Origin of the sequence: Streptomyces plumbidurans, from assembly GCF_019857225.1 — a bacterium.
In the GTDB taxonomy this organism is placed as follows: domain Bacteria; phylum Actinomycetota; class Actinomycetes; order Streptomycetales; family Streptomycetaceae; genus Streptomyces; species Streptomyces plumbidurans.
This window is the reverse complement of the sequence record NZ_JAFJSY010000001.1, coordinates 261,098-283,938: the sequence shown is the minus strand read 5'-3', so window position 1 is coordinate 283,938 and position 22,841 is coordinate 261,098. Positions and strand designations below refer to the sequence as shown.

Annotated in this window: 20 protein-coding genes and 1 pseudogene; 8 read left to right on the top strand and 13 right to left on the bottom strand. The window is 71.7% G+C overall.

Going from position 1 to position 22,841, the window contains the following annotated elements; genetic code table 11:
• Positions 1-27 precede the first annotated feature (27 nt).
• Positions 28-513 (bottom strand): Lrp/AsnC family transcriptional regulator, encoded by a 486-nt coding sequence (locus JYK17_RS01230; RefSeq protein WP_108009841.1) that lies wholly within the window; start codon positions 511-513, stop codon positions 28-30.
• A 77-nt stretch (positions 514-590) separates the two neighbouring features.
• Between JYK17_RS01230 and JYK17_RS01225 the strand changes: the two genes are divergently transcribed.
• Genes JYK17_RS01225 through JYK17_RS01210 form a run of 4 tightly spaced genes read left to right on the top strand, consistent with a single transcriptional unit; the run spans position 591 to position 4,637 of the window.
• Positions 591-1,340 carry a LytR/AlgR family response regulator transcription factor gene (locus JYK17_RS01225; protein ID WP_108009839.1) on the top strand — a complete coding sequence of 250 codons (750 nt, stop codon included), beginning with the start codon at positions 591-593 and terminating at the stop codon, positions 1,338-1,340.
• Positions 1,341-1,342: 2 nt separating this feature from the next.
• Entirely contained in the window at positions 1,343-1,705 is a 363-nt protein-coding gene (locus tag JYK17_RS01220) for a hypothetical protein (protein WP_108009837.1), read from the top strand.
• Positions 1,702-3,414, top strand: a complete 1,713-nt coding sequence (locus JYK17_RS01215; protein WP_108009835.1) for a sodium/solute symporter — start codon at positions 1,702-1,704, stop codon at positions 3,412-3,414. The genes JYK17_RS01220 and JYK17_RS01215 overlap by 4 nt, the downstream gene beginning before the upstream one ends.
• Entirely contained in the window at positions 3,411-4,637 is a 1,227-nt protein-coding gene (locus tag JYK17_RS01210) for a sensor histidine kinase (RefSeq protein ID WP_128803784.1), read from the top strand. Before JYK17_RS01215 ends, JYK17_RS01210 begins: the two co-directional genes overlap by 4 nt.
• 3 nt (positions 4,638-4,640) lie before the next feature.
• Here JYK17_RS01210 and JYK17_RS01205 read toward each other — a convergent pair whose 3' ends face one another.
• From JYK17_RS01205 to JYK17_RS01175, 7 genes are all read right to left on the bottom strand, one after another.
• Complete coding sequence (locus JYK17_RS01205) at positions 4,641-4,814, bottom strand: hypothetical protein (protein ID WP_108009831.1); 174 nt, start codon at positions 4,812-4,814, stop codon at positions 4,641-4,643.
• Positions 4,815-4,827: 13 nt separating this feature from the next.
• A complete protein-coding gene (locus JYK17_RS01200; protein ID WP_108009829.1) occupies positions 4,828-6,663 on the bottom strand; it encodes a serine/threonine-protein kinase in 1,836 nt (611 codons plus the stop codon).
• A 28-nt stretch (positions 6,664-6,691) separates the two neighbouring features.
• Positions 6,692-8,155, bottom strand: a complete 1,464-nt coding sequence (locus JYK17_RS40365) for a DUF6777 domain-containing protein (RefSeq protein WP_308011625.1) — start codon at positions 8,153-8,155, stop codon at positions 6,692-6,694.
• Positions 8,156-8,240: 85 nt separating this feature from the next.
• On the bottom strand, positions 8,241-9,191 hold the full coding sequence (locus JYK17_RS01190) for a cytochrome c oxidase assembly protein (RefSeq protein WP_108009825.1): 951 nt from the start codon (positions 9,189-9,191) through the stop codon (positions 8,241-8,243).
• 179 nt (positions 9,192-9,370) lie between these two features.
• On the bottom strand, positions 9,371-10,396 hold the full coding sequence (locus JYK17_RS01185; RefSeq protein ID WP_108009823.1) for a 6-phosphofructokinase: 1,026 nt from the start codon (positions 10,394-10,396) through the stop codon (positions 9,371-9,373).
• Between the two features lie 187 nt (positions 10,397-10,583).
• Positions 10,584-11,312, bottom strand: a complete 729-nt coding sequence (locus JYK17_RS01180; RefSeq protein WP_108009821.1) for a type 1 glutamine amidotransferase — start codon at positions 11,310-11,312, stop codon at positions 10,584-10,586.
• A 23-nt stretch (positions 11,313-11,335) separates the two neighbouring features.
• Positions 11,336-12,574 (bottom strand): MurT ligase domain-containing protein, encoded by a 1,239-nt coding sequence (locus JYK17_RS01175; RefSeq protein WP_108009819.1) that lies wholly within the window; start codon positions 12,572-12,574, stop codon positions 11,336-11,338.
• Between the two features lie 111 nt (positions 12,575-12,685).
• Here JYK17_RS01175 and def point away from each other — a divergent pair.
• Positions 12,686-13,225: pseudogene (gene def, locus JYK17_RS01170) on the top strand (peptide deformylase); the annotation flags it as partial.
• Positions 13,226-13,227: 2 nt separating this feature from the next.
• Here def and JYK17_RS01165 read toward each other — a convergent pair.
• Complete coding sequence (locus tag JYK17_RS01165; protein ID WP_108009817.1) at positions 13,228-13,881, bottom strand: TetR/AcrR family transcriptional regulator; 654 nt, start codon at positions 13,879-13,881, stop codon at positions 13,228-13,230.
• Between the two features lie 171 nt (positions 13,882-14,052).
• Here JYK17_RS01165 and JYK17_RS01160 point away from each other — a divergent pair, with 171 nt between their 5' ends.
• Positions 14,053-15,279 carry an acyl-CoA dehydrogenase family protein gene (locus JYK17_RS01160; RefSeq protein WP_108009815.1) on the top strand — a complete coding sequence of 409 codons (1,227 nt, stop codon included), beginning with the start codon at positions 14,053-14,055 and terminating at the stop codon, positions 15,277-15,279.
• A gap of 246 nt (positions 15,280-15,525) precedes the next feature.
• Here JYK17_RS01160 and JYK17_RS01155 read toward each other — a convergent pair whose 3' ends face one another.
• Together JYK17_RS01155 and JYK17_RS01150 are read right to left on the bottom strand one after the other, a co-directional pair.
• Entirely contained in the window at positions 15,526-16,206 is a 681-nt protein-coding gene (locus JYK17_RS01155) for a response regulator (protein ID WP_108009813.1), read from the bottom strand.
• Entirely contained in the window at positions 16,175-17,521 is a 1,347-nt protein-coding gene (locus JYK17_RS01150) for a sensor histidine kinase (protein WP_146191710.1), read from the bottom strand. Before JYK17_RS01150 ends, JYK17_RS01155 begins: the two co-directional genes overlap by 32 nt.
• A gap of 217 nt (positions 17,522-17,738) precedes the next feature.
• Between JYK17_RS01150 and JYK17_RS01145 the strand changes: the two genes are divergently transcribed.
• Both JYK17_RS01145 and JYK17_RS01140 read left to right on the top strand, forming a co-directional pair.
• Entirely contained in the window at positions 17,739-18,479 is a 741-nt protein-coding gene (locus JYK17_RS01145; RefSeq protein ID WP_222809570.1) for an ABC transporter ATP-binding protein, read from the top strand.
• Positions 18,479-21,049, top strand: a complete 2,571-nt coding sequence (locus JYK17_RS01140) for an FtsX-like permease family protein (RefSeq protein ID WP_222809569.1) — start codon at positions 18,479-18,481, stop codon at positions 21,047-21,049. The genes JYK17_RS01145 and JYK17_RS01140 overlap by 1 nt, the downstream gene beginning before the upstream one ends.
• Before the next feature lie 48 nt (positions 21,050-21,097).
• Here the strand turns inward: JYK17_RS01140 and JYK17_RS01135 are convergent, their stop codons facing one another.
• Positions 21,098-21,619 (bottom strand): cupin domain-containing protein, encoded by a 522-nt coding sequence (locus JYK17_RS01135; protein ID WP_222809568.1) that lies wholly within the window; start codon positions 21,617-21,619, stop codon positions 21,098-21,100.
• 7 nt (positions 21,620-21,626) lie between these two features.
• A complete protein-coding gene (locus JYK17_RS01130; protein ID WP_222809567.1) occupies positions 21,627-22,841 on the bottom strand; it encodes a cytochrome P450 in 1,215 nt (404 codons plus the stop codon).

Here is a 22,841-nt window from a genome sequence, read left to right as displayed (position 1 = left end):
GCGCATTCGTCCCTTTTTTTCGGACGCCTACTCGGGAGCGGCCTGGGTGGCGCCCGCCTCGGGGCTTTCCGGGAGCAGATGCGACAGCACCATGACGCTGATCGTCTTGCGGATGAACGGCTCGGTGCGGATGCGTTCCAGCACCTCCTCGAAGTGCTCCACGTCCCGCGCCCGCACATGCAGCAGCGCGTCCGCGCCGCCGGTCACGGTCATCGCCGCCGTGATCTCCGGGTGGTTGCGCACCACCTCCGTCAGCCGCCGCGGCGGGGCAGCGCCCTCGCAGTACACCTCGACGTACGCCTCCGTGCGCCAGCCGAGCGCGGACGGCTCCACCGTCGCCGTGAACCCGGTGATCACACCCGTCTCGCGCAGCCGGTCCACGCGCCGCTTGACCGCCGTGGACGACAGCCCGACCTCCGCGCCGATCTCGGCGAAGCTGGTCCTGGCATTGACCATCAGCGCGTTGACGATCTTCCGGTCGGTCTCGTCGAACGGCGCGAGCCTGCTGTTCATGCCCGCACTGTATCCAGCGAGAACGTCCATACCCGGCACATGTCCAGCCGTCCTGATAACACCTAGACTCCGGGGTCATGTTGCGCGCCCTCGCCGTCGACGACGAACGCCCCTCGCTGGCGGAACTGCTCTTCTTGCTGAACGCCGACCCCCGCATCGGCAGCGTGGAGGGCGCCGGTGACGCGACCGAGGCGCTGCGTCGCATCAACCGGGCGCTGGAGTCGGGGCCGGGCGGTCCCGAGGCCATCGACGTCGTCTTTCTCGACATCCACATGCCGGGCCTCGACGGGCTTGATCTGGCGCGGCTGTTGACCGGGTTCGCCCAGCCGCCGCTGGTCGTGTTCGTCACCGCGCACGAGGACTTCGCCGTACAGGCCTTCGACCTCAAGGCCGTCGACTACGTCCTCAAACCCGTGCGCAAGGAGCGGCTCGCCGAGGCGGTGCGCCGGGCCGCCGAACTCACCGGCGCCGCCCCCCGCATCCCGGTGCACGAACCCGACCCCGACCACATCCCCGTCGAACTCGGCGGTGTGACCCGCTTCGTCGCCGTCGACGCCATCACCCATGTCGAGGCGCAGGGCGACTACGCCCGGCTGCACACCGACCGAGGCAGTCATCTCGTCCGCATCCCCCTGTCCACCCTGGAGGAGCGCTGGAGCTCCCGCGGCTTCGTGCGCATCCACCGCCGCCACCTCGTCGCCCTGCGCCATGTCGGCGAACTGCGCCTGGACGCGGGCACGGTGAGCGTCCTGGTCGGCGGCGAGGAGCTCCAGGTCAGCCGCCGGCACGCCCGCGAGCTGCGGGACCTGCTGATGAGGAGGCCCTAGCCGTGCCGGGCCAGGACCCCGCCGAGCGCCGCGTCGTCGTCACCGGCCCGGCCCGCCGCGCCCGCCGGGCCTCCGGCTACTACCGCCCGCGCACCGAGATCGACGAGCAGACCACCCTCGGCCACACCTACGTCCGCTCCCTCATGCGCAGCCAACTGCGCGCGGGCCTCGCGGTGTTCGCGTTCCTCGTGCTGCTCATCGGCCCGCTGCCACTGGTGTTCGCGGCGATGCCGGACGCCCGCCGCCTGGAATGGGCGGTCCTCGGCTTCTGCCTCTACGCCCCGCTCGTCCTGCTCGCCCTGTGGTACGTACGGCGCGCCGAGCGCAACGAACGGGACTTCGTGCGACTCGTAGAAGAGCGATGAACTCGAGCTACGCCATTCCCGCGGTGGCCCTCGTCGTCGTGGTGACCGTCCTCGTCGGCGCGTTCGGCCTGCGCATATCCCGCACCACCTCCGACTTCTACGTCGCCTCCCGAACCGTCGGCCCCCGCCTCAACGCCGCGGCCATCAGCGGCGAGTACCTCTCCGCCGCCTCCTTCCTCGGCATCGCGGGCCTGGTCCTGGTCCAGGGCCCCGACATGCTCTGGTACCCGGTCGGCTACACCGCCGGCTATCTGGTCCTGCTGCTCTTCGTCGCCGCCCCGCTGCGCCGCTCCGGCGCCTACACGCTGCCCGACTTCGCCGAGGCCCGGCTCGCCTCCTATCCGGTACGGCGCCTTGCCGGGGCGTTCGTCGTCGGCGTCGGCTGGCTGTATCTGCTGCCGCAACTCCAGGGCGCCGGGCTGACGTTGATGGTGCTGACCGGTGCGCCGCAGTCGCTCGGCGGGATCATCGTCGCCTTCGTCGTGGTCGCGACCGTCGCCGCGGGCGGCATGCGCAGCATCACGTTCGTACAGGCCTTCCAGTACTGGCTCAAGCTCACCGCCCTGCTCGTGCCCGCCCTCTTCCTGGTGCTGGCCTGGCAGGGCGACGGCGCGCCCCGCCACGCCTTCGAGGAACCGGCGACCTTCCGCGAACAGCGGGTCGTACGCGTCGACGACAGCCTCGACCTCACCCTCGACCGCCCGCTGACCGTGACGGCCAGCGGCACCATCGACGGCCGTACTCGGCAGGGCCGGCGGATCCAACTCGCCGCCGGTACCCACCACATCGAGGCCGGCACCCGGCTGACCTTCGCCAAGGGGAGCCCCGTCCCCGCGGCGGACCGCGGAGCCGCCGGCGGTATCTCGACCACCCTGGAGACCGGCCGCGAGGAACGCCCGCTGTACGCCACGTACGGGCTGATCCTCGCCACCTTCCTCGGCACCATGGGCCTGCCGCACGTCGTCGTCCGCTTCTACACCAGCCCGCACGGCGTCGCCGCCCGCCGCACCACCGTCGCCGTGCTCGGTTTGATCGGCGCCTTCTATCTGCTGCCGCCCCTGTACGGCGCCCTCGGCCGGCTCTACACCCCCGAACTCACCCTCACCGGCGACGCGGACGCCGCCGTACTGCTGCTGCCCGACCGGCTGATCGGCGGCGTCGGCGGCGACCTGCTCGGCGCGCTGGTGGCGGGCGGCGCCTTCGCCGCGTTCCTGTCCACCGCGTCCGGACTCACCATGGCCGTGGCCGGAGTGCTCACCCAGGACGTCCTGCCGACGCGCGGCGTACGGCACTTCAGGCTCGGCACCGTCCTGTCCATGGCGGTGCCTCTCGCCGCCAGCGTGCTGGTGGGCGGCCTGCCCGTCGCCGACGCGGTGGGCCTCGCCTTCGCCGTGTCCGCCTCCTCGTTCTGCCCGCTGCTCGTCCTCGGCATCTGGTGGCGGCGGCTGACCCCGCCCGGCGCGGCCGCCGGAATGCTGATCGGCGGCGGTTCCGCGTTCGTCGCGGTGGCCGTCACCATGGCGGACTTCCCCGGCACGGGCGCGCTGCACTCCCTGCTCGCCTGGCCCGCCCTCTGGTCGGTGCCGCTGGGCTTCCTCACCATGGTGCTGGTGTCCCTGGCCACGCCGGGACGGGTGCCGAGCGGCACGGAGGCGATCCTGGCCCGGTTCCATCTGCCGGAGCAGCTGCGGGCGGAGGTGAAGGCATGAGCGGATTCCTCGCCGGGCTGTGCGTGGCCGTCCTGCCGCTGCTGGCCGCCGGGTTCTGGCTCGGGCGGCGCACGGCCCGGCCGGAGAGCCAGGGCGGCCTCGGCACCCCCGTCGAGCACGCCACCTTCGAGACCCTGCACACCGCCTCCCTCGCCGCGCCCCCGCTGCGGGCCGGCCTGACGGAGGAGACCGCCCGCAAGTCCGCCCGCAGACTGCGCACCCTGCTCGGCACGGACGCGCTGTGCCTGACCGACCGCAAGGACGTGCTGGTCTGGGAGGGAGTGGGCGGCCACCACCGCAGCGAGATCATGGATCGGCTCGCCGGACCGCTGGAGACCGGCCGTGGCGAGGCCTTCCGCCTCACCTGCGACACCCCGGACTGCCCGGTGCGCTGGGCGGTCGTCGCCCCGCTCACCGTGGACGACAGCGTGCACGGCACCCTCGTCGCCTGCGCGCCCCGCGAGTCCGCGGTCCTCGTGCGGGCCGCCGGTGAGGTCGCCCGCTGGGTCTCCGTGCAACTGGAGCTGGCGGATCTGGACCAGTCCCGCACCCGGCTCATCGAGGCCGAGATCAAGGCGCTACGGGCCCAGATCTCCCCGCACTTCATCTTCAACTCACTCGCGGTGATCGCCTCGTTCGTGCGCACCGACCCCGAGCACGCCCGTGAACTCCTCCTGGAATTTGCCGACTTCACCCGCTACTCGTTCCGCAGGCACGGCGACTTCACCACCCTCGCCGACGAACTGCACGCCATCGACCACTACTTGGCGCTGGTGCGGGCCCGCTTCGGCGACCGCCTCTCCGTCACCCTGCAGATCGCCCCCGAGGTACTGCCCGTCACCCTGCCCTTCCTGTGCCTGCAGCCGCTCGTGGAGAACGCCGTCAAGCACGGCCTGGAGGGCAAGGCGGCCGCCGCGGGCAAGAGCCGCATCAGCATCACGGCCCAGGACGCGGGGGCCGAGGCGCTGGTCGTCATCGAGGACGACGGCGCCGGAATGGACCCCGACCTGCTGCGCCGCATCCTCGCCGGCGAGGTCAGCCCCTCGGGCGGCATCGGCCTGTCCAACGTCGACGACCGGCTCCGCCAGGTCTACGGCGACGACTACGGGCTCGTCATCGAAACCGCCGTGGGCGCGGGCATGAAGGTCACCGCCCGCCTGCCGAAGTACCAGCCGGGCGTGCATCCGTCCGGGCACATCGCCGAGAGTCGCGCGGGGGACTGAGTGTCACGTGTTGCTGCGAGTGGCGATCATGCCGAGTGTGAGCAGGCCAAGGACGACCCAGCCGAACCACAGCCAGCCGTTGGAGCCGAGCGCCACCGTGTAGGCGGTCACCACGACGAGACCGCCGACCGTGAGCGCCCCCATCGTCTTCGTCGAACTGTCCGTGGAACCGGGCATCGCAACACCCTCCTCAGGATTCTTCTCCCTCCATGGTGCCTCCGTTCTGCCTGCGGACGGTGCACACGACGAAATGAGTGCCCGACTTCCATGATCCGGCGCTGGTCCAGGAGCCAGACGTGTAGACGGACGGGTCGAAGCCGTACTCGCGCGGCGGCACGTCCTTCGCGCACGCCGCGTCCGACTCCGTACGCGCCCGGCCGAGCGTGACGTCCTTGCCGAGGCGGGTGAACCCGAGCACCTGCTCGTCGTGCGGGCCGGCGCAGGACACCAGACGGGCGTCCCGGTTCGTACGGGCCTGCAGACAGTCCCGCCGCTGCATGTTCGCCGTGTCGGTGAAGGACGTACCGGGCTTGCGGTGGGCGCCGAGCGGCCCGTACACCGGCCCGTGGGCGCCCAGCACCAGACAGGCGGTGCGCCGCCCCGCGGCCTCGAACCCGTCGCCGCTCGGCACGATCGCGACGGTGCGGACGTCCGCCAGCCGCTCCCGGATCTCCTGGGTCCGCTCCTCGCACCGCCCGGGCCCCAGCTTGCGGGCCTCGTCCGCCGAGGCGGCCTGCACGAACGCCATCACCTGCCCGTCCGGTACGTTGCCGCAGGCGTCCAGGCGCAGCCGGGGCGTGCCCTGGAAGCGGGCCGAGTCCGGCCAGTCGGCCAGCACGCAGTCCCCGTCCTTGAGCGGCTCGGCGAGCCCGACCGCGCTGCCGTACGGCTTCGCCTTCGCGCCGCCGCCCGACTCCTGATGCGCCGTGGCGTACCACACCCCGCCGAGAGCGAGCACCAGGCCGAGCGAGGCGGCGAGGACGGCGCGCAGGGCGCGGGGCAGCTCGCGGCGCCGATGCGCGGGCGACTGCACCACGACCGGCCCGAAGCCGTCCGGCACCGGAGCGGTCGGCGCGGGCGGAAGCGGGGCGGGGGCCGCCGCGGCCCACGGCGGCTGGGAGCCGAGGTCGGTCTGCGTACGGGCGTAGGAGTCGGCCTGCGGTGTCACGATCCGCGACAGCGCCGCCTCCGCCTCGATCGCGGACGGCCGCTCCGCCGGATCCTTCGCGAGCAGGCTTTGCAGTACGGGGCCCAGCGCACCCGCCCGCACGGTCGGGCGCGGCTCCTCCATGACCACCGCGGTGACCTCGGCGAGGTTGGACTCGCGCTCGAAGGGGCCGCGGCCCTCGACGCCGTAGTACAGCGTGCAGCCCAGCGAGAAGAGGTCGGCGGCCGGAGTGGGCGAGCCGCCCGTCGCGCGCTCCGGTGCCAGATATCCCGACGTCCCCACCAGCACGGACGCCAGCGTGTACCGGGTCTCACCGGCGTCCGGCTGCACCGAGATGCCGTAGTCGGTGAGCAGGATGCGGCCGTACGGCGCTCCCGTGCGGTCCGGTGCCAGCAGGATGTTCGCCGGCTTCACGTCCCGGTGCATCACCCCTCGCTGGTGCCCGGCGGTCAGCGCGTCGAGCACGGCGAGCCCGAGGCGGGCGCACTCCGCGGGGGCGAGCGGGCCGCGCCGCTCGACCAGCTCCTTCAGATCGACGGCGCCCTCGACGTACTCCATCACGATCCACGGCAGCCCGTCGTGCTCCAGCACGTCGTGCACCGTCACCACGTGCGGATGGCCGCGCAGCCCCGCCGCGTGCCGGGCCTCCGCGCGGGCACGGGCGACCCGCGCCTCGCGCTCCCCAGCGTCCGGCTCGGGCTCCCGGAAGACGATCTCCTTGAGCGCGACCTCGCAGGCGAGTCTCTGGTCGTGGGCGAGCCACACATGGCCCATGCCGCCGCTGCCGAGCCGGTTCAGCAGCAGATAACGGCCGGCGATGACCCGGCCCACTCCTGACGTCGGTGATCCTGATGGCATCCGGTGACTCCCGGGTTCTGCGGGGGCGCTAGGTGATCGCGGTCAAGGCGGACCCGGGGGACGCGGGCCCGCTCGTGACGGGGGCGCTGCTCGCGGGCTCGCTCGTGGCCGGGTCGCTCACGCTCGGAGCGCTCGTGGTCTCGGGCGGAGGCGGGGGTGGGGGCGGAGGCGGCGGGGCGGTCGTCGTCGCGCTTGACGTCGTGTTGGACGGCGGTGCCGTGGACTCGGGCGGCGGTTTCGAGGTGGACGCCGAGGACGAGGGGCCGGGGCCGGTGCTCGGCGGCGAGGACGGAGACGTGGACGGGGGCGTGGAAGGCGGCCTGGACGATGGCTTCGAGGACGAGGACGAGGACGAGGACGAGGACGAGGACGAGGGCGAGGACGAGGGCGAGGACGACGGCGGTGGCGTGGACTTCGTAGCGGAGGATGACGACCCCGGGGGAGTCCCCGACCCGTCGGACGCCCCTCCGGACGCCCCTCCGGGCGTGCCTCTGGAGGCGCCCCCGGAGGTGCCCCCTGGCTTCTCGTCGGACGTGCCGCCCGACGCACCCCCGGCCACGCTCAGCGTTACGTACGCCCCGAACCCGAGCGCGGTCCCGGCCGGTGGATCCGACGCCGTGACCCGGGCGTCGTCGGCGGGCCGCCGCTTCCCGGCGTACCCGACCGCCAGGCCCCGGCCGGTCAGCCGCCGGCTCGCGTCCGCGAACGTGGACCCGGAGAGGCGGGGCACGACACGCCGCTTCTGCGCGTCGAAGGTCTTGTCCCGCGCGCCCGTGGTGCCCACCGGCCGGTCGATGCCCCGGCCCGGATCCGCGACGTCGACCAGGGTGAGCCGCGCGATTTTCCGCGGCGCCGGCCGCACGGACACGACCGACGAAGACTGATATCCGTGCCACTTCTTGTTGCCGGCCTCGAACTTGACCGAAATCCTGTTCGTGTCGCCCGTGAAGGGACGGAGCGGATTTCCGCACGAGCACTTCACAGCCGGAATTCCCCGCTCATCGACGAGAACGGCGATTCCCGTCTGCAGCAGGGAGTTGAAGGGGGTGGCTTTTCCCTTTTTGTAGTCGTGGTTCAGTACGAGCGTGTCGTGACGCAGGAGAACAGGAGTCAGCCGGTCCAGATATCCGGGAATCTGCGCCGTGGACATGTGCAGCGCCGCCGCCCAGGCTCGTGCCTTGCGATGGTTCGCCGGGTCCGTGAGGAACGCCTTGAGCCGCTTGACGTCGCAGATCGTCGGCTGCCTCGTGCCCCCGTACAGCCCGGGCGTGTCCCCCTGTTGCAGGCTGCCGTGCACGGCCTGCGGCCTGATTCCCTCGGCGTCGTGGCCCAGACCGCTGTGCTCGTCGAAGAAGGGCGACAGCGAAGGAACCCCCGCGGCCACCGCCTTCACCACGAGCAGCGGCGCTCCCCGGTCACACCCGCTGAGGACGAGCAAGAAAACAAGCAGGACGGCGATCTTTCGAATCGCCGATTTCCCCGCACCCTGCATAAACGCGCGAAGTGTCATCACCGCTCCCCCTTGCGGTTCCCCCGATGCACTTCATGCTACTGAAAAGCGGCGAAAGGCGGAGCGTTCAACGGCCCTGTGCGTTCAATGAGGCCAAATAGGCGTTGTATGCCTCGAGTTCCTTGTCGCCGTCGCGGTCGGCGGCCCGGTCCTGGCGCTTGGCCTGCCGCTGCTCGGAGCCGTACCACTGGAACAGCAGGGCGAGCAGCACCAGCACGGAGGGGACCTCGCTGAACGCCCAGGCGATACCGCCGGCCGCGGTCTGGTCGGAGAGCGCCTCGATGCCGAGCGAGGCGGGCGGGTGCTTGAAGGTGTCCACCATCGGCGTCGACGCCATCATCAGGGCGATGCCGAAGAACGCGTGGAACGGCATGCCCGCGAACAGCTCCAGCATCCGCATGAGGTAACCCGGGCGCTGCGGGCCGGGGTCGACGCCGATGATCGGCCAGAAGAACACCACGCCGACGGCCAGGAAGTGCACCATCATCGCGACGTGCCCGGTCTTCGACCCCATCAGGAAGTCGAACAGCGGCGTGAAGTACAGCGCGTACAGGCTCGCGATGAACAGCGGGATGGTGAACGCCGGATGCGTGATGATCCGCATGTACCGGCTGTGCAGCAGCATCAGCAGCAGCTCGCGCGGACCCTTGCGACCCTTGCCAGTCGTCGGCAGCGCGCGCAGGGCGAGCGTGACCGGGGCGCCGAGCAGGATCAGGATCGGCGACAGCATGCTGATGATCATGTGCTGCACCATGTGCACGCTGAACATGACCATGCCGTAGTCATTGAGCTTCGTGCACATCACGAGCCCGATGGTCAGCACCCCGATGACGAACGACACCGTCCGCGCGACCGACCACTTGTCCCCCCGCCGCCGCAACCGTACGACGCCGTACGCATAGAGCCCGAGCCCCAGGAGGCAGGCCACGAGGAAGAACGGATCCGTGGACCACTCCAGCCCCCGTCCCAGCGTGAACGGCGGCAGATCCATGGTCATGCCGTGCCCGCTATGGTCCATCGGCCGGCTCCTGATTCGTGGGGGTTGTGCAAGTCTGTCCGCACACAGACTAAGACTGCCCCCGGCCGCGTCTACGACCGGGGGCAACTGCAACCCACCCAGGGGCGCGGGGCTGTATCAATTTGCGGCTCCGCCGCGTGGGCGCGAGCAACCCAAAACAACCCGCACCCGACAGCCGGCTAAAGCACACACTCCGCTTCGTCGTACCGCTCCACCGGCACCGTCTTCAAAGTCTCGACGGCCTCCGCAAGAGACACCATCACAATGTCCGTCCCCCGCAGCGCCGTCATCCGCCCGAACTCCCCCCGATGCACAGCCTCCACCGCATGCCACCCGAACCGAGTGGCAAGCACCCGGTCGTACGCCGTAGGCGTCCCCCCACGCTGTACATGCCCGAGAATCACCGGCCGAGCTTCCTTCCCCAGTCGCTGCTCCAGCTCGATGGACAGCTGACGCGCGATCCCGGCGAACCGCTCGTGCCCGTAGACATCCTTCCCGCCCTCGTCGAACTCCATGGTCCCGACCCGGGGCTTGGCCCCCTCGGCGGCGACGACGATGGCGAACCGCTTGCCCGCCTCGAAGCGCTCGCCCACCTTGCGGGCCAACTCCTCGATGTCGAAAGGACGTTCCGGTACGACGATGGCGTGGGCGCCGGCCGCCATGCCGGAGTGCAGGGCGATCCAGCCGGTGTGGCGGCCCATGACTTCCACGACCAGGACGCGCTGATGGGACTCGGCGGTGGTCTTGAGCCGGTCCAGCGCCTCGGTGGCGACGCCGACGGCCGTGTCGAAGCCGAAGGTGACGTCGGTCACCGCGATGTCGTTGTCGATGGTCTTGGGGACGCCGACGATCGGCAGCCCGCTGTCGTACATCAGCCGGGCCGCCTTGAGCGTGCCCTCGCCGCCGATGGGGATGATCGCGTCGAGCCCGAGTTCCTCGACATGGCCCTTGGCCCGCTCCACGCCGTCACGCAGATGTGAGGGCTGGACCCGGGAGGAGCCGAGGATCGTGCCGCCACGGGCCAGGATGCCGCCCACCGCGTCGAGGTCGAGCTTGAGGTAGTCGCACTCCAGGAGGCCCTTCCAGCCGTCCCGGAATCCGATGACCTCGTCGCCGTGATCGACGACGGCCCGGTGGACGACGGATCGGATGACGGCGTTCAGGCCGGGGCAGTCGCCGCCGGACGTGAGGACACCAATGCGCATAGCCCGAAAAACCTTCTCCAACGTGGTCGGATCCGGACCACGTCGTCCGGCTCGAACCCCGCCACCCTAACGGCAGGAGGGGGCGGGGCCGCACTGTACGTCCGACTGCTGGACGACCGCGCTCACCTGTGCGGACGCGCCGTCAGACGGGCTGGTTCCCGGACCGCCGGACGGGCCGGTTCCCGGACTAGGCCGGCTGCTGAGCCGCGGCGATGCGCTCGTTGCGCAGTGCCTCGTACCAGCGGTCGTCGGTCGGGGGAAGCGCGTTCACGTCGAGCGCGAGCTTCAGCAGCAGGTCCGCGATCTGCGGGTTCCTGGCCAGCACGGGGCCGTGCATGTACGTACCGAAGACCGTGTCGTTGTACGCGCCTTCCGTGCCGTCGCCCGTGCCGTTGCCGTTGCCGAAGCGGACCTGCGCGAGGGCGCGGGCCGTCGGGCCGAGGTGGGTGACGCCCTGGTGGTTCTCGAAGCCGGTCAGCGGCGGCAGGCCGAGGCGGGCGTCGACGTCGCCGAGCACGTCGCCGACGCAGCGCCGGCCCTCGCCGCGCACCGAGACCACGTCGAGCAGGCCGAGGCCCGGCTCGCGCTGGCCGAGGTCGTTGATGAACTCGTGGCCGAGGATCTGGTAGCCGGCGCACACGGAGAACAGGATGGCGCCGTTCTCCGCGGCCCGGTTCAGACCGCCGTCGCGGCGCAGCCGCTCGGCCGCGAGCCGCTGCGGCCGGTCCTCGCCGCCGCCGATGAGGTAGATGTCGCCGGAGGTCGGGATCGGCTGGTCGCTGCGCACGTCGAGCCGGGCCACGTCCAGGCCACGCTGCCGGGCCCGGCGCTCCACGACCAGGACGTTGCCCTGGTCGCCGTAGGTGCTGAGCAGGTCGGGGTAGACCCAGACGACCCGCAGGCTGTTGTCGCTCATGAAGTCCTGTCCTTACGAGTACGTCAGTTGCCGACGCGGCGGCGCAGGTCCTGGAACGCGGTGTAGTTGGCGATGACCTCGATGCGCCCGGGCGGGCTCATCTTGACCGCCTGGTCGAGGTCCTCGCAGACCTGGAACTGCTGGTTCGCGACCTCCAGACGCACGGCGAGGTCCAGCTTGCGGTCGCCGATCACACAGATCGGGTGGCCGGTCAGGCGCGTGTAGTCGACGTCCCAGAGCCAGGAGGTGTCGGTGCCGTCGGCGCCGCGCGCGTTCACCGAGAGGATCACCGGGGTCGGCGGCGGGTCGATCAGGCTGAACGTCTCCAGCCAGCCGGCCGGGTTCTTCGCGAGCAGCAGCCGCAGGTCGCGCTGCTGGAACTGCACGACGTCGTAGCGGCCGGCCACGGCCTGCACCTGGTACATGCGTTCCAGGGCGACCTGCGGCGGCACGCCGAAGACGGCGGCCACGGCGGCCGAGGAGGCGGCGTTGGCCTTGTTGGCGCGGCCGGGCAGCTGGAGGTGGATCGGCCAGGCGGAACCGTGCGGGTCGAGGACGTGGTCGCCGGACAGGGCCCAGCTGGGCGTGGGCCGGCGGAAGCCGCACTCGCCGCAGAACCAGTCGTCGCCGGGCCGCTGCATCACTCCGCCGCAGGACGGGCAGGACCAGGCGTCGTCCTTCCACATCTGCCCGGCGGCGACCCAGATCACGTTGGGGGAGGAGGAGGCGGCCCAGACGACCAGCGGGTCGTCGCAGTTGGCGACGATGACGGCCTTCGAACCGGCGAGCCCCTCACGCCAGTTCTCCGCGAGCATGCGGGTCTCGGCGGCGCGGTCGAGCTGGTCGCGGGAGAGGTTGAGCAGGGCGATGCACTTCGGGTCGGTGTCCCGGGCCACGCCAGCGAGGTACTTCTCGTCGACCTCGATCACGCCGTAGCGGGCGTCCGAGCTGCCGGCCAGGGCCGAGGTGATGCCGGCGGGCATGTTGGCGCCGAGCGCGTTGGAGACGACCGGTCCCGCGGCCCGCAGCGCCTCGGCGATCAGCCGGGTCGTCGTGGTCTTGCCGTTGGTCGCGGAGACCAGGGTGACGTCCAGGTTCTGCGCGAGCCGCGCGAGGAGGTCGGGGTCGAGTTTGAGTGCCACCCGGCCACCGATCACAGATCCGCTGCCGCGGCCCGCGGCACGCGACGCCGCAGCGACCGCCTTGCCCGCGGTCACGGCGAGCTTGGCCCGCGGCGTGAGCGGGTCCGAGTTGCCTGACATCAGTTCTCGATCCTCCTTGCGTACGCGCCGCGCTCCTGCCTGACGGCAACGTGGTGGTGGTCAGCCTATCGAGATCCATTGGCACTCCCGAATCGCCGTACCCTTGCGGCCATGCGAAACAGCTCCATCCCGGGCACCCGCGGGCGCGTGAGACCGCTCACCCTGTACGGCGACCCGCGGCTGCACGCCCCCTGTGCGGACGTGACCGACTTCGGCCCCGAACTGGCTTCGCTGGTGGAGGACTTGTTCGCGACGATGTACGCGGCCCGGGGCGTGGGCCTCGCGGCCAACCAGGTGGGGGAGTCCCTGCGGGTGTTCGTCTACGACTGCCCCGACGACGATGACGTACGACATCTCGGGCATCTGGTGAACCCGCGTCTGGTGGAGACCGGTGGCCTGGTGCTGCGGGGGCCGGAGGGCTGTCTGTCGCTGCCGGGTCTGGAGGCGGGGACCGAGCGCCACGACCAGGCCGTGGTCGAGGGCCGGACGGTGACCGGGGAGCCGGTCACCGTGCGCGGCACGGGGTTCTTCGCCCGCTGCCTCCAGCACGAGTGCGACCACCTGGAGGGCGGGGTGTACGTGGACCGCCTCGACGGATGGCGCAGGCGGAGGGTGCTGCGCCAGGCGGCGAAGGCGTCCTGGAGCGGGCAGGGTCAGAACCCCGGCCCGCCGACCTTGTCGCCCGCCGCGGCCAGCCTCCCCCACAGCAGGTCGGCGAGGATGCGCACCAAGTCGGCGCGCGAGCAGGGGCGTTCGTAGAGCCACCAGTCGCCGGCCGCGTGCATCATGCCGACGATGCCGTGGCCCCACACCCGGGCCAGCTGCTGGCTCTCCGGTCCGAGGTCGAGGCGGTCCTCGATGACCTGGGCCAGTTCCTCGCCCATCCTGCGCAGCAGCGGGGCGGTGTGCTTGCCGACGTCGAAGCCCTGGTCGCTGCCCGGATCGCTCTGGGAGCCCTCCGCCGGATGCATCAGGAACCGGTAGACCTGCGGGCGCGCCTCGATTGCGGCGAGGTAGGTGTCCAGCGTGGCCTCGACCCGCTCACGCCGGTCGGCCGGTGCGTCCAGGGCGGCCCGCAGCGAATCGAGCAGGGCGTCCGTGTGGCGGGTGGCCAGGGCGGCGTAGAGTCCGCTCTTGTCGCCGAAGTGCCGGTACAGGATCGGCTTCGTGATGCCGGCCTCGGCGGCGATGGCGTTCATCGAGGCCTGCGGTCCGTCACGCAGCACGACCCGGTCCGCGGCCTCCAGCAGTTCACGCCGACGTCGGTCGGCGGACCGTTGTTGTTCGGTCCGCTGCGTGGTGTCCATGAGCTCTCCCCACCCGTGCTGTTTCGGTGACGCCTGCGCAAACTAACACTCAACATGCTCACCGCATCGAACTGGCTGCCGAGCGCCATCCGCAGTTGACTTTTCCTACCGACGGGTAACACATTAGTGTTACCGCAAGTAACACAGATGTGCGCCGCCTCTGGAGGGGTCATGGCCGAGTTCACCATGGAGCTCAACGACGAACAGAAGGAGGTCAGGGACTGGCTGCACGGCTTCGCCGCCGATGTCATCCGCCCCGCGGCCGCCGAATGGGACGAGCGTGAGGAGACTCCCTGGCCTGTCATCCAGGAGGCCGCGAAGGTCGGCATCTACTCCCTCGACTTCTACGCCCAGCAGTACTTCGACCCCACCGGGCTCGGTATCCCGATGGCGATGGAGGAGCTGTTCTGGGGCGACGCGGGCATCGCTCTGTCGATCGTAGGCACCGGCCTGGCCGCCGTGGGCGTTCTCGCCAACGGGACCGAGGAGCAGATCGGCACCTGGATCCCGCAGATGTACGGCGACCCCAGTGATGTCAAGGTGGCCGCCTTCTGCTCCTCCGAGCCCGACGCCGGCTCCGACGTGGGCTCCATGCGCACGCGTGCCGTGTACGACGAGGCCAAGGACGAGTGGGTGCTCAACGGCACCAAGACCTGGGCGACCAACGGCGGCATCGCCAACGTCCATGTCGTGGTCGCGGTCGTCGACCCCGACCTCGGCTCCAAGGGCCACGCGTCCTTCATCGTCCCGCCGGGCACCCCGGGCCTGTCCCAGGGGCAGAAGTTCAAGAAGCACGGCATCCGCGCCTCGCACACCGCCGAGGTCGTCCTGGACAACGTCCGCGTCCCGGGCTCCTGTCTGCTCGGCGGCAAGCAGAAGCTCGACGAGCGCCTCGCCCGCGCCCGTGAGCGGGCCAAGGCGGGCGGCGAGCGCGTCAAGAACGCCGCCATGGCCACGTTCGAGGCGTCCCGCCCGGCCGTCGGCGCGATGGCGGTGGGCACCGCGCGTGCCGCGTACGAGGTGGCACTCGACTACGCGAAGACGCGCGAGCAGTTCGGCCGCCCGATCATCGACAACCAGGGCGTGGCCTTCCAGCTCGCCGACATGCGCACCCAGATCGACGCGGCCCGGCTGCTGGTGTGGCGTGCCTCCTGGATGGCCGTCAACGGCAAGCCGTTCACGGCGGCCGAGGGCTCCATGTCCAAGCTGTACGCGAGCGAGACCGCCAAGAAGGTCACCGCGCAGGCGGTGCAGATACTCGGCGGCAACGGGTACACCCGGGAGTACCCGGTGGAGCGGATGCATCGCGACAGCGCGATCTACACCATTTTTGAGGGGACCAGTGAGATTCAGCGGCTGGTGATTGCCCGGACCTTGGCGGGTATGCCGATTCGCTGAGGCTCGGGTGCGGCGGGGTGGCGCGGCTGCGTCGCGGGGCCTCGGCCGCGTGGCGTCTGAGGCGCCGTCCCGGCTGGCCGCGCAGTTCCCCGCGCCCCTCGGGGGTGCTGCCGTGCCGTTGACTCGACGGGCGCCGTCCCGTGCACGGCCTGTTGCGCCGCCTGGGCCGCGGTTGTGTTGCGTCTGCGGCGTCGTCGTGGCTGGGCGCGCAGTTCCCCGCGCCCCTGGCGGGGCGCGATCGCCCCGTCAATCAATTGCGCGGCCTCCGCGGGGGACCACCAGGCCGCAGTCGTAGGCCAGGATGACTGCCTGGACCCGGTCGCGGAGGGCGTACTTCTCCAGGATGTGGGCGATGTGGGTTTTCACCGTCGTCTCGCCCACACCCAGGTCTGCGGCGATCTCCGCGTTGGACAGGCCGCGGGTGAGGGCGCGCAGTACGTCCAGTTCGCGGCCGGTGAGGGCGTCGAGGCGGCGGGGGACCGGGGCGTCTGCGGGCGCTCCCAAGTGGGCGAAGCGGTCGAGGAGTCGATGGGTGATGCGGGGCGAGAGCACGGCGTCCCCGTGGGCGACCGTGCGGATCGCGCCCACCAGGGAGTCCGCGGGGCCGTCCTTGACCAGGAACCCGCTGGCTCCCGCGCGCAGCGCGTCCACCACATGGGCGTCCAGGTCGAAGGTGGTCAGAATGACGACCCGGCCGGCCGAGCCCGAGCCCACGATGCGCCGGGTGGCCTCCACGCCGTCCATGCCCGGCATGCGGATGTCCATGAGCACGATGTCCGGTTCCAGCAAGCCGGTGCTCCGCACGGCCTCCTCGCCGTCCGCGGCCTCGCCCACGACCTCGATGTCCGGCTCCGATTCGAGGATGAGCCGGAATCCCGTCCGGATCATCGGCTGGTCATCGACCAGCAGGACGCGGATGCTCTGCATACGGGGAGTGCCCTTCGTGCCGGGGTGCGGGGGAGGAGGCCGATGCGGTCGTGGGGAGCGGGATGACGGCGTGCACGCAGTAGCCGCCGCCGGGCCGGGTGCCGGTGTGCAGGGAACCGCCGACCGCGCCGACGCGCTCGCGCATGCCGACCAGACCGTGCCCGGCGCCGTGCGCCACGACCGGCGGCCGTACCGGCGCCTCGTCGTTCCGGTCGTCGTCGGCCCGCTCGCCGTCGGGCCGGGGCCCGTCGTCGCACAGCCGTACGGTGAGCCGGGCGCGCTCCGGTTCCCAGGCGACGCGCAGCACGGTCCGGGTGCGGCCGGCGTGCTTGAGGGTGTTGGTGAGGGCCTCCTGCACCACCCGGTACACGGTCAGATGTGATCCGGCGGGCAGTGCGGCGGGTGTGCCGCTGGTGCTGAAGTCGACCTGGAGCCCGGCCGCGCGCACCGAGTCCACGAGCGCGGGCAGGCTGTCGAGCGTGGGCTGCGGCGGCTCCTTGCTCGGATCGCCCTCCGCCCCCTCGTCGGTGCGCAGCACGTCGAGGAGGCGGCGCAGCTCGGTGACGGTGGCCCGGCCCGTCTCCTCGATGGTGCCGTGCAGTTCGTGCGCCTTGGCCGCGTCCCGCTCCTGGACCCGGTCGGCGGCGATGGTCTGCACGACCATCAGGCTGACGTTGTGCGCGACGATGTCGTGCAGCTCACGGGCGATCCGGGCCCGTTCCTCCATGACCGCGGCCCGCGCGTTGGCGACCTGCTCCCGCTCCAGCGCCGCGGCCCGCTCCACCGCCTGGTCGCGGATGGCCGCGCGCGCCCGGGTGAGCCGCCCCAGCGCCCACGCGGCGACCAGCAGCACCGCGTCGGTGAACAGCGCGGCGAGACGGTGCCCGTCCGGGGCGAGCACCGCCTCGGTCACGGCGGCCGCCGGGATGAACACCGACACGACCAGCGTGGCGATCCGCGGCGTGCTGCGCGTGGCGGTCAGGAAGACGGCCGTGCCGACGGCGGCGTAGGTGGGCCCGATGGAGGTGCCCTCGGGCCCGGACAGCTCGGGGACGTAGTGCAGGCCCTGGAGCACGGCCGCGGACACCGCCGTCACCAGCAGCACGGGCACCGGCAGGAACCGGTGCACGGCCAGCGGCAGCGTCGCCAGCAGGACCAGGACGAAGAACCCGGCGTCCGTCGTACGCAGCTCGGGACCGCCGGGCGGCATCGCCATCGGCAGCGTCATGCACACCGCGGCCAGCACCAGGGCGAGGGCCGTGTCGGTCACGGCGCGGGGGATGCGGCGCCCCGCCAGCGACTCCATCCGGTCCATGTCACCACCGTAGCCGCGCCACCCGGCCACGTGATCTCACCTGGGGTGGAAAGCCTCGGGCCGCTCTCCTCCGTGCAGCCTCCTCCGCAAGGAGGAGACGCCGGGGCACCTCGCCCGACCGGCCGAGACGCCGGTTCGACGGCACGGCCGAGGCCAAGAGCGGCCCGTGCCGGTGCACTTGAGACATCACCCACGGACAGTCGCACAAGGAGTCACGGTGCTCGCAAGCCGGTACGCGGTCCACCTCACGGACGTGACGAAACAGTACGGACAGGGCCCGGACGCGGTGCTGGCCCTCGACAGGGTCGGCGCGGGCATCGAGAGCGGCACCTTCACCGCCGTCATGGGGCCGTCCGGCTCCGGCAAGAGCACGTTCCTGCACTGCGCCGCCGGTCTGGACCGGCCCACCTCCGGTGAGGTCCGGCTCGGCGACCAGGAGCTGTCCGCGCTCAGGGAACGGCGGCTGACGGAGCTGTGCCGGACCCGGATCGGCTTCGTCTTCCAGGCCTTCAACCTGCTGCCCTCGCTGACCGTCGAGCAGAACATCGTGCTGCCGCTGCGGCTGGCCGGTCAGCAGCCCGACGAGACCTGGCTGCGGCACATCGTGGACGCCGTCGACCTCGGCGGGCGGCTGGCCCGGTTCCCCGCGCAGCTGTCCGGCGGCCAGCAGCAGCGGGTGGCGATCGCCCGCGCGCTGGTCACCCGGCCCGAGGTGATCTTCGCCGACGAACCCACCGGCGCCCTCGACCCGGAGACCGCCCGGGACATCCTGATCCTGCTGCGCCAGGCCGTCACCGATCTGCACCAGACGGTCGTGATGGTCACCCACGACCCGGTGGCCGCCGCCCACACCGACCAGGTGCTCTTCCTCAACGCCGGACGCGTCGTCGACGGCATGGTCGGACCCGGCGCGGACCGCGTCGCCGAGGTCATGTCCGGCCTGCGCAGGGCGGTGTGATGTTCACCCTCGCACTGCAGACCCTGGGGGCCCGCAAGGGCGGCTTCGTGGGCACCTTCGTCGCGCTGCTGCTGGGCGCCGCCGTGCTCGGCGCCTGCGGCGTCCTGCTGGAGTCGGGCATCCGGGCCGGTTCCTCCGCCGAGCGCTACGCGGCGGCCGACGCGATCGTCACCGGCCGCCAGGAGGTCGAACTGACCCTCAAGGACCTGGACGGCTCCACCCTCCACGAGTCGCAGCCGCTGCCCGAACGCGTCCCCCTCAAGGCATCCCTGGCGGAACGGCTCGGCAAGGTCGACGGCGTCCGCACGGTGATCGAGGACGACGCCGTGACCGTACGCCTCGCCGACGCCCACGACCGGCCCGTACCCGGCCGCCACGGCTCCGCCCTCCAGGCGCACAACTGGGCCGGACTGCGCCTGGGCGACTTCCGCCTCACCCGGGGCCACGCCCCGCGCACGGCCGACGACGTCGTACTGGACTCGGCACTCGCCGCACGCGCAGGCGTACGCCCCGGCGACGAGGTCCGGCTGATGACGACGTCCGTGCCGCGCACCTACACCGTCACCGGACTCGTCGCGCTCAAGGACGGCCGTGCACCGCGCCGGTCGGTGCTGTTCCTGTCGGACCCGGCCCTGCGCCAACTCGGCCCCGCCGTGCAGGCGTTCGGCGTCCTCGCCGACCCTGGAACCTCGCCAGGCCGACTGGCCCACGCGATCAACTCCGCGCTCGACGACGACAGCCTGTCCGTGCACACGGGCGACGGACGCGGCCGGGCGGAGTTCCTCGACGTCGTCGTCAGCGGATCCAACCTGGTGCTGCTGGCCGTCGCGATCGGCGGCAACGTCCTGCTCATCGCCGTCTTCGTCCTCTACGCCACCACCGCCCTGTCCGTACGCCACCGGCGCCGCGAGATCGCCCTGCTGCGCGCGATCGGCACCACGCCCGGCCAGATCCGGCGCATGCTGGCGTCGGAGGCGGCGGTGACCGCGCTGGTCGCCGGAGTGCTGGGCTCGCCGCTCGGACTGCTCCTGGTGTACTGGCTGCGCGACCGGTTCGCCGGACACGGCATCGTGCCGCCAGACTTCCCGCTCGCCCTCAGCCCGTTGCCGTTCCTCGCGGCCATCCTGGTGACCGTGCTGACCGCCCTGGCCGCCGTCCTGATCTCCGCCCTGCGCGCCACCCGGATCCGCCCGACGGAAGCCCTCGGCGAGGCCGCCGTCGAACCGACGGGGCTCGGCCGGGGACGCAAAATCACCGGCTGGGTCCTGGTGGCACTCGCGACCGGGAGCTTCAGCACCGGGCTGGCCCAGCACGCCGACTTCTTCACTCTGGTCTCGCTCGCCAACTCCCTCGTCCTCATCCTGGTGATCGCCACCGCGGTCCTCGGACCGCTGCTGTCCCGGGCGGCCGTACGGCTCCTCGCCCCCCTCCTCGACAGGACGGGCGTCACCGGCTACCTCGCGGCCGCCAACACCCGTGCGAACGTGGGCCGGTTGGCCGGAGCCATCACCCCGCTCGTACTCGCCGTCTCCTTCGCCTCGACGGTGGTCTTCACCCAGACCACGGCCCTGCGGGAGTCCACCGACCAGGTCCGCGCCGGACTCGTCGCCGACCATGTGCTGACCGCGCCGGGCGGGGTGTCGCCCGACCTCGCGGCCAAGGTGCGCCACCTCAAGCAGGTCGAGTCGGCCACCGGACTGGTGAAGTCCAAGGTCGTCGGCGCGGGCCAACTCCTCGGCGCCCAGGAGGCCGTCTCGCTCGGAGCCCAGGGAGTCGACCCCGGCGCGCTCGGCACCACCATCGACCTGCACGCCCGTCACGGCGACCTGTCGAACCTCTCGCCCCGCACGCTGGCGATCAGCACCACCGCGGCCTCCTGGCTGGGTCTCGGCGTCGGCGACACCGCACGGCTCCACCTCGGCGACGGCACCCCGTTCCGCGGCAAGGTGATCGCCGTCTACACCCGGGGGTTCGGCTTCGCCGACGTCACCCTTGACCACGACCTGCTGCTCGCCCACACCACGCAGAAGACCGACCAGTCCGTCCTCGTCCGCTCCGCCGACCGCGCGGACGGGCAGGGGCTCACCCGCGCACTGTCCGCTCTCGCCGCGAACTACCCCGGCACCGTCCTGCGCGACGGCCTCGCCGTCGACGACCAGCTCGCGGAACAGCGCGCGAACGCCTGGGTCAACTACCTCGTCGTCGGCCTGATCATCGCCTACACCGCGATCACCGTCGTCAACACCCTCGCGATGGCCACAGCCGCCCGCCGCCGGGAGTTCGCCCTGCTACGGCTCTCCGGCACCGCCCGCCGACAGGTCGCCGGCATGATGCGCAAGGAGAGTGCCGTCGTCGTGCTGGCCGGGGTGGGCCTCGGCACGGTGCTCGCCGCGTTCCCGCTGACGCTCGTCGCCCTCGGGCTGGGCGGATCGCCCTGGCCGGCCGTACCGGGCCTCGGCTATCTGGCGATCGCCGGCATCACCGCCGCCCTGGCCGTCGGGGGCACGATGGCGCCGACCCGGCTGCTGCTGCGGATCCGTCCGGTGGAGGCGATCGGGGCCAGGGAGTGAGCCGAGCGGTGCCGCGCACGCCCGAGGGCGCCACTGCGTGACGTCAACTCAGCGGTGCCGCAAGGGAGTCAGCTGCTCGATGTCGTAGCGGGCCCGCAGCTCCTCGATCGCCGCGTGGTCCGGCGGCCCCCCGTTGCCCAGGATCTCCAGCAACTCCTCGAAGTAGCGCTCGTGGTCCGGCGGCGGGGACGCCTGGAAGAACATCTTCGCCGGGCTGTCGGTCGGGTTGGCGAACGCGTGCGGGCAGCCGGGCGGTACGACGATGACCGTGCCCGGCGTCGCCCGCACCACCCGGTTGCCCGAACTCGACACCCACCGCTGCCAGTTGTCGGGGGTGCGGACGCGGGGCTCGAAGGCCAGGACGTCCAGTTCGCCGTCGAGGACGTAGAACAACTCCTCGCTGTGGGTGTGCACATGGGCGCCGACGTCGAAGCCGGGCGGGACCTCCACCTCGAAGGTGGAGGCCGTGCGCGAGTGGGTGCCGGTGACCTTGAACGTCACGCGCTGGGCGGCGCTCTGCACGACCCTGCCGTGACCCGGCGGCACCAGCAGACCCTCCGTCGCGGTCACCGGGCGCTCACCACGTCACGGGCAGGGACTCGGGGCCCCGGATCAACGCGCCCTTCTTGAACGGCACTTGACCGGGCGGGACGGCGAGCCGCAACCCCGGCACCCGCTCCAGCAGCGTGCCGACCAGCAGCTCGGACTCCAGCCGCGCCAGCATGTTGCCGGGGCAGAAGTGCGGGCCGAAGCCGAAGGACACGTGCGGGTTCGGGCTGCGGCCGAAGTCGATCGCCTCCGGGTCGGGGAAGGCCTCCGGGTCGCGGTTGGCGGCCAGATAGGAGACGTAGATCGGGTCGCCCGCCCGGATCCGTACGCCCTTGATCTCCACGTCCTCGAGCGCGATGCGCGACAGGCCGACCGCGTTGCGGTGCGGGATGTAGCGCAGCATCTCGTCGATGGCACGGGGCCGGATCTCCGGCTCGGTGCGCAGCCGTTCGGCCAGATCCGGGCGGGTCAGCAGCAGATAGAACATCTGGCCGCTGTTGTTGGTGACCGCCTCGCCGCCGATCTGCAGGAGCACGGCAAGGCCGACGGCCTCCTCCCGGGTGATCTCGCCGCTGCCCACCGCGGCCCCGAGCAGGGAGGCGACGTCCTCGCCCGTGGCCCCCTTGCGCCGGCCGATCAGATCCGTGAAGTAGGCGCCCATCTCGTGCTTGGCCTTCTCGCTGACCTGCTTGCCCTGCGAGGACGACAGGATCAGCTGGGTCCAGGTGTGCATGGCGTGCCGGTCGGCCGCCGGGACGCCCATCAGTTCGCAGATCACCGCGATGGGGAAGGGGCGGAGCACCGTCTCGGTGAGGTCGGCGGGCGGGCCGTCCTGCAACAGCTCGTCGACCAGTTCGTCGAGCATGCACCGCGATCGCTCGCGGATCCGCTCCACGCCCTTGGCCGTGAAGGCCGCCGCCACCGAACGGCGCAGCCGGGTGTGGTCCGGCGGGTCGAGGAAGCCGACCGCGCCCCGCTCGGGGATGAAGTGCGGGGCGAGCCGGGTCACCGGCTGGTCCATGACCGCCTCGCGGCCGAAGCGCGGGTCGTTGGTCACCATGCGTACGTCGTCCAGGCGGGTCACCAGCCAGGCCCAGCCCTCGCCGTTGGGCAGCGCGATGCGGGTGACGGGGCCCTCGGCCATCAGCTCGGTCAGCACCGGGTCGAAGTCGAGGCCGGTCAGATCCAGGGCCGGCCAGTGCCGTACCGGGGGCAGGGTCTCCGTCAGGGTCTCTTCAGCCAT

Bases quoted from the DNA above. Each gene is read 5' to 3' on its own strand.
- JYK17_RS01200 (WP_108009829.1), bottom strand. From the start codon at position 6,663: ATGCCATCAGGATCACCGACGTCAGGAGTGGGCCGGGTCATCGCCGGC.
- JYK17_RS01180 (WP_108009821.1), bottom strand. From the start codon at position 11,312: ATGAGCGACAACAGCCTGCGGGTCGTCTGGGTCTACCCCGACCTGCTC.
- JYK17_RS01210 (WP_128803784.1), top strand. From the start codon at position 3,411: ATGAGCGGATTCCTCGCCGGGCTGTGCGTGGCCGTCCTGCCGCTGCTG.
- JYK17_RS01185 (WP_108009823.1), bottom strand. From the start codon at position 10,396: ATGCGCATTGGTGTCCTCACGTCCGGCGGCGACTGCCCCGGCCTGAAC.
- JYK17_RS01165 (WP_108009817.1), bottom strand. From the start codon at position 13,881: ATGGACACCACGCAGCGGACCGAACAACAACGGTCCGCCGACCGACGT.
- JYK17_RS01190 (WP_108009825.1), bottom strand. From the start codon at position 9,191: ATGGACCATAGCGGGCACGGCATGACCATGGATCTGCCGCCGTTCACG.
- JYK17_RS01230 (WP_108009841.1), bottom strand. From the start codon at position 513: ATGAACAGCAGGCTCGCGCCGTTCGACGAGACCGACCGGAAGATCGTC.
- JYK17_RS40365 (WP_308011625.1), bottom strand. From the start codon at position 8,155: ATGCAGGGTGCGGGGAAATCGGCGATTCGAAAGATCGCCGTCCTGCTT.
- JYK17_RS01160 (WP_108009815.1), top strand. From the start codon at position 14,053: ATGGCCGAGTTCACCATGGAGCTCAACGACGAACAGAAGGAGGTCAGG.
- JYK17_RS01175 (WP_108009819.1), bottom strand. From the start codon at position 12,574: ATGTCAGGCAACTCGGACCCGCTCACGCCGCGGGCCAAGCTCGCCGTG.
- JYK17_RS01130 (WP_222809567.1), bottom strand. From the start codon at position 22,841: ATGGCTGAAGAGACCCTGACGGAGACCCTGCCCCCGGTACGGCACTGG.
- JYK17_RS01150 (WP_146191710.1), bottom strand. From the start codon at position 17,521: ATGGACCGGATGGAGTCGCTGGCGGGGCGCCGCATCCCCCGCGCCGTG.
- JYK17_RS01140 (WP_222809569.1), top strand. From the start codon at position 18,479: ATGTTCACCCTCGCACTGCAGACCCTGGGGGCCCGCAAGGGCGGCTTC.
- JYK17_RS01215 (WP_108009835.1), top strand. From the start codon at position 1,702: ATGAACTCGAGCTACGCCATTCCCGCGGTGGCCCTCGTCGTCGTGGTG.
- JYK17_RS01205 (WP_108009831.1), bottom strand. From the start codon at position 4,814: ATGCCCGGTTCCACGGACAGTTCGACGAAGACGATGGGGGCGCTCACG.
- JYK17_RS01155 (WP_108009813.1), bottom strand. From the start codon at position 16,206: ATGCAGAGCATCCGCGTCCTGCTGGTCGATGACCAGCCGATGATCCGG.
- JYK17_RS01225 (WP_108009839.1), top strand. From the start codon at position 591: ATGTTGCGCGCCCTCGCCGTCGACGACGAACGCCCCTCGCTGGCGGAA.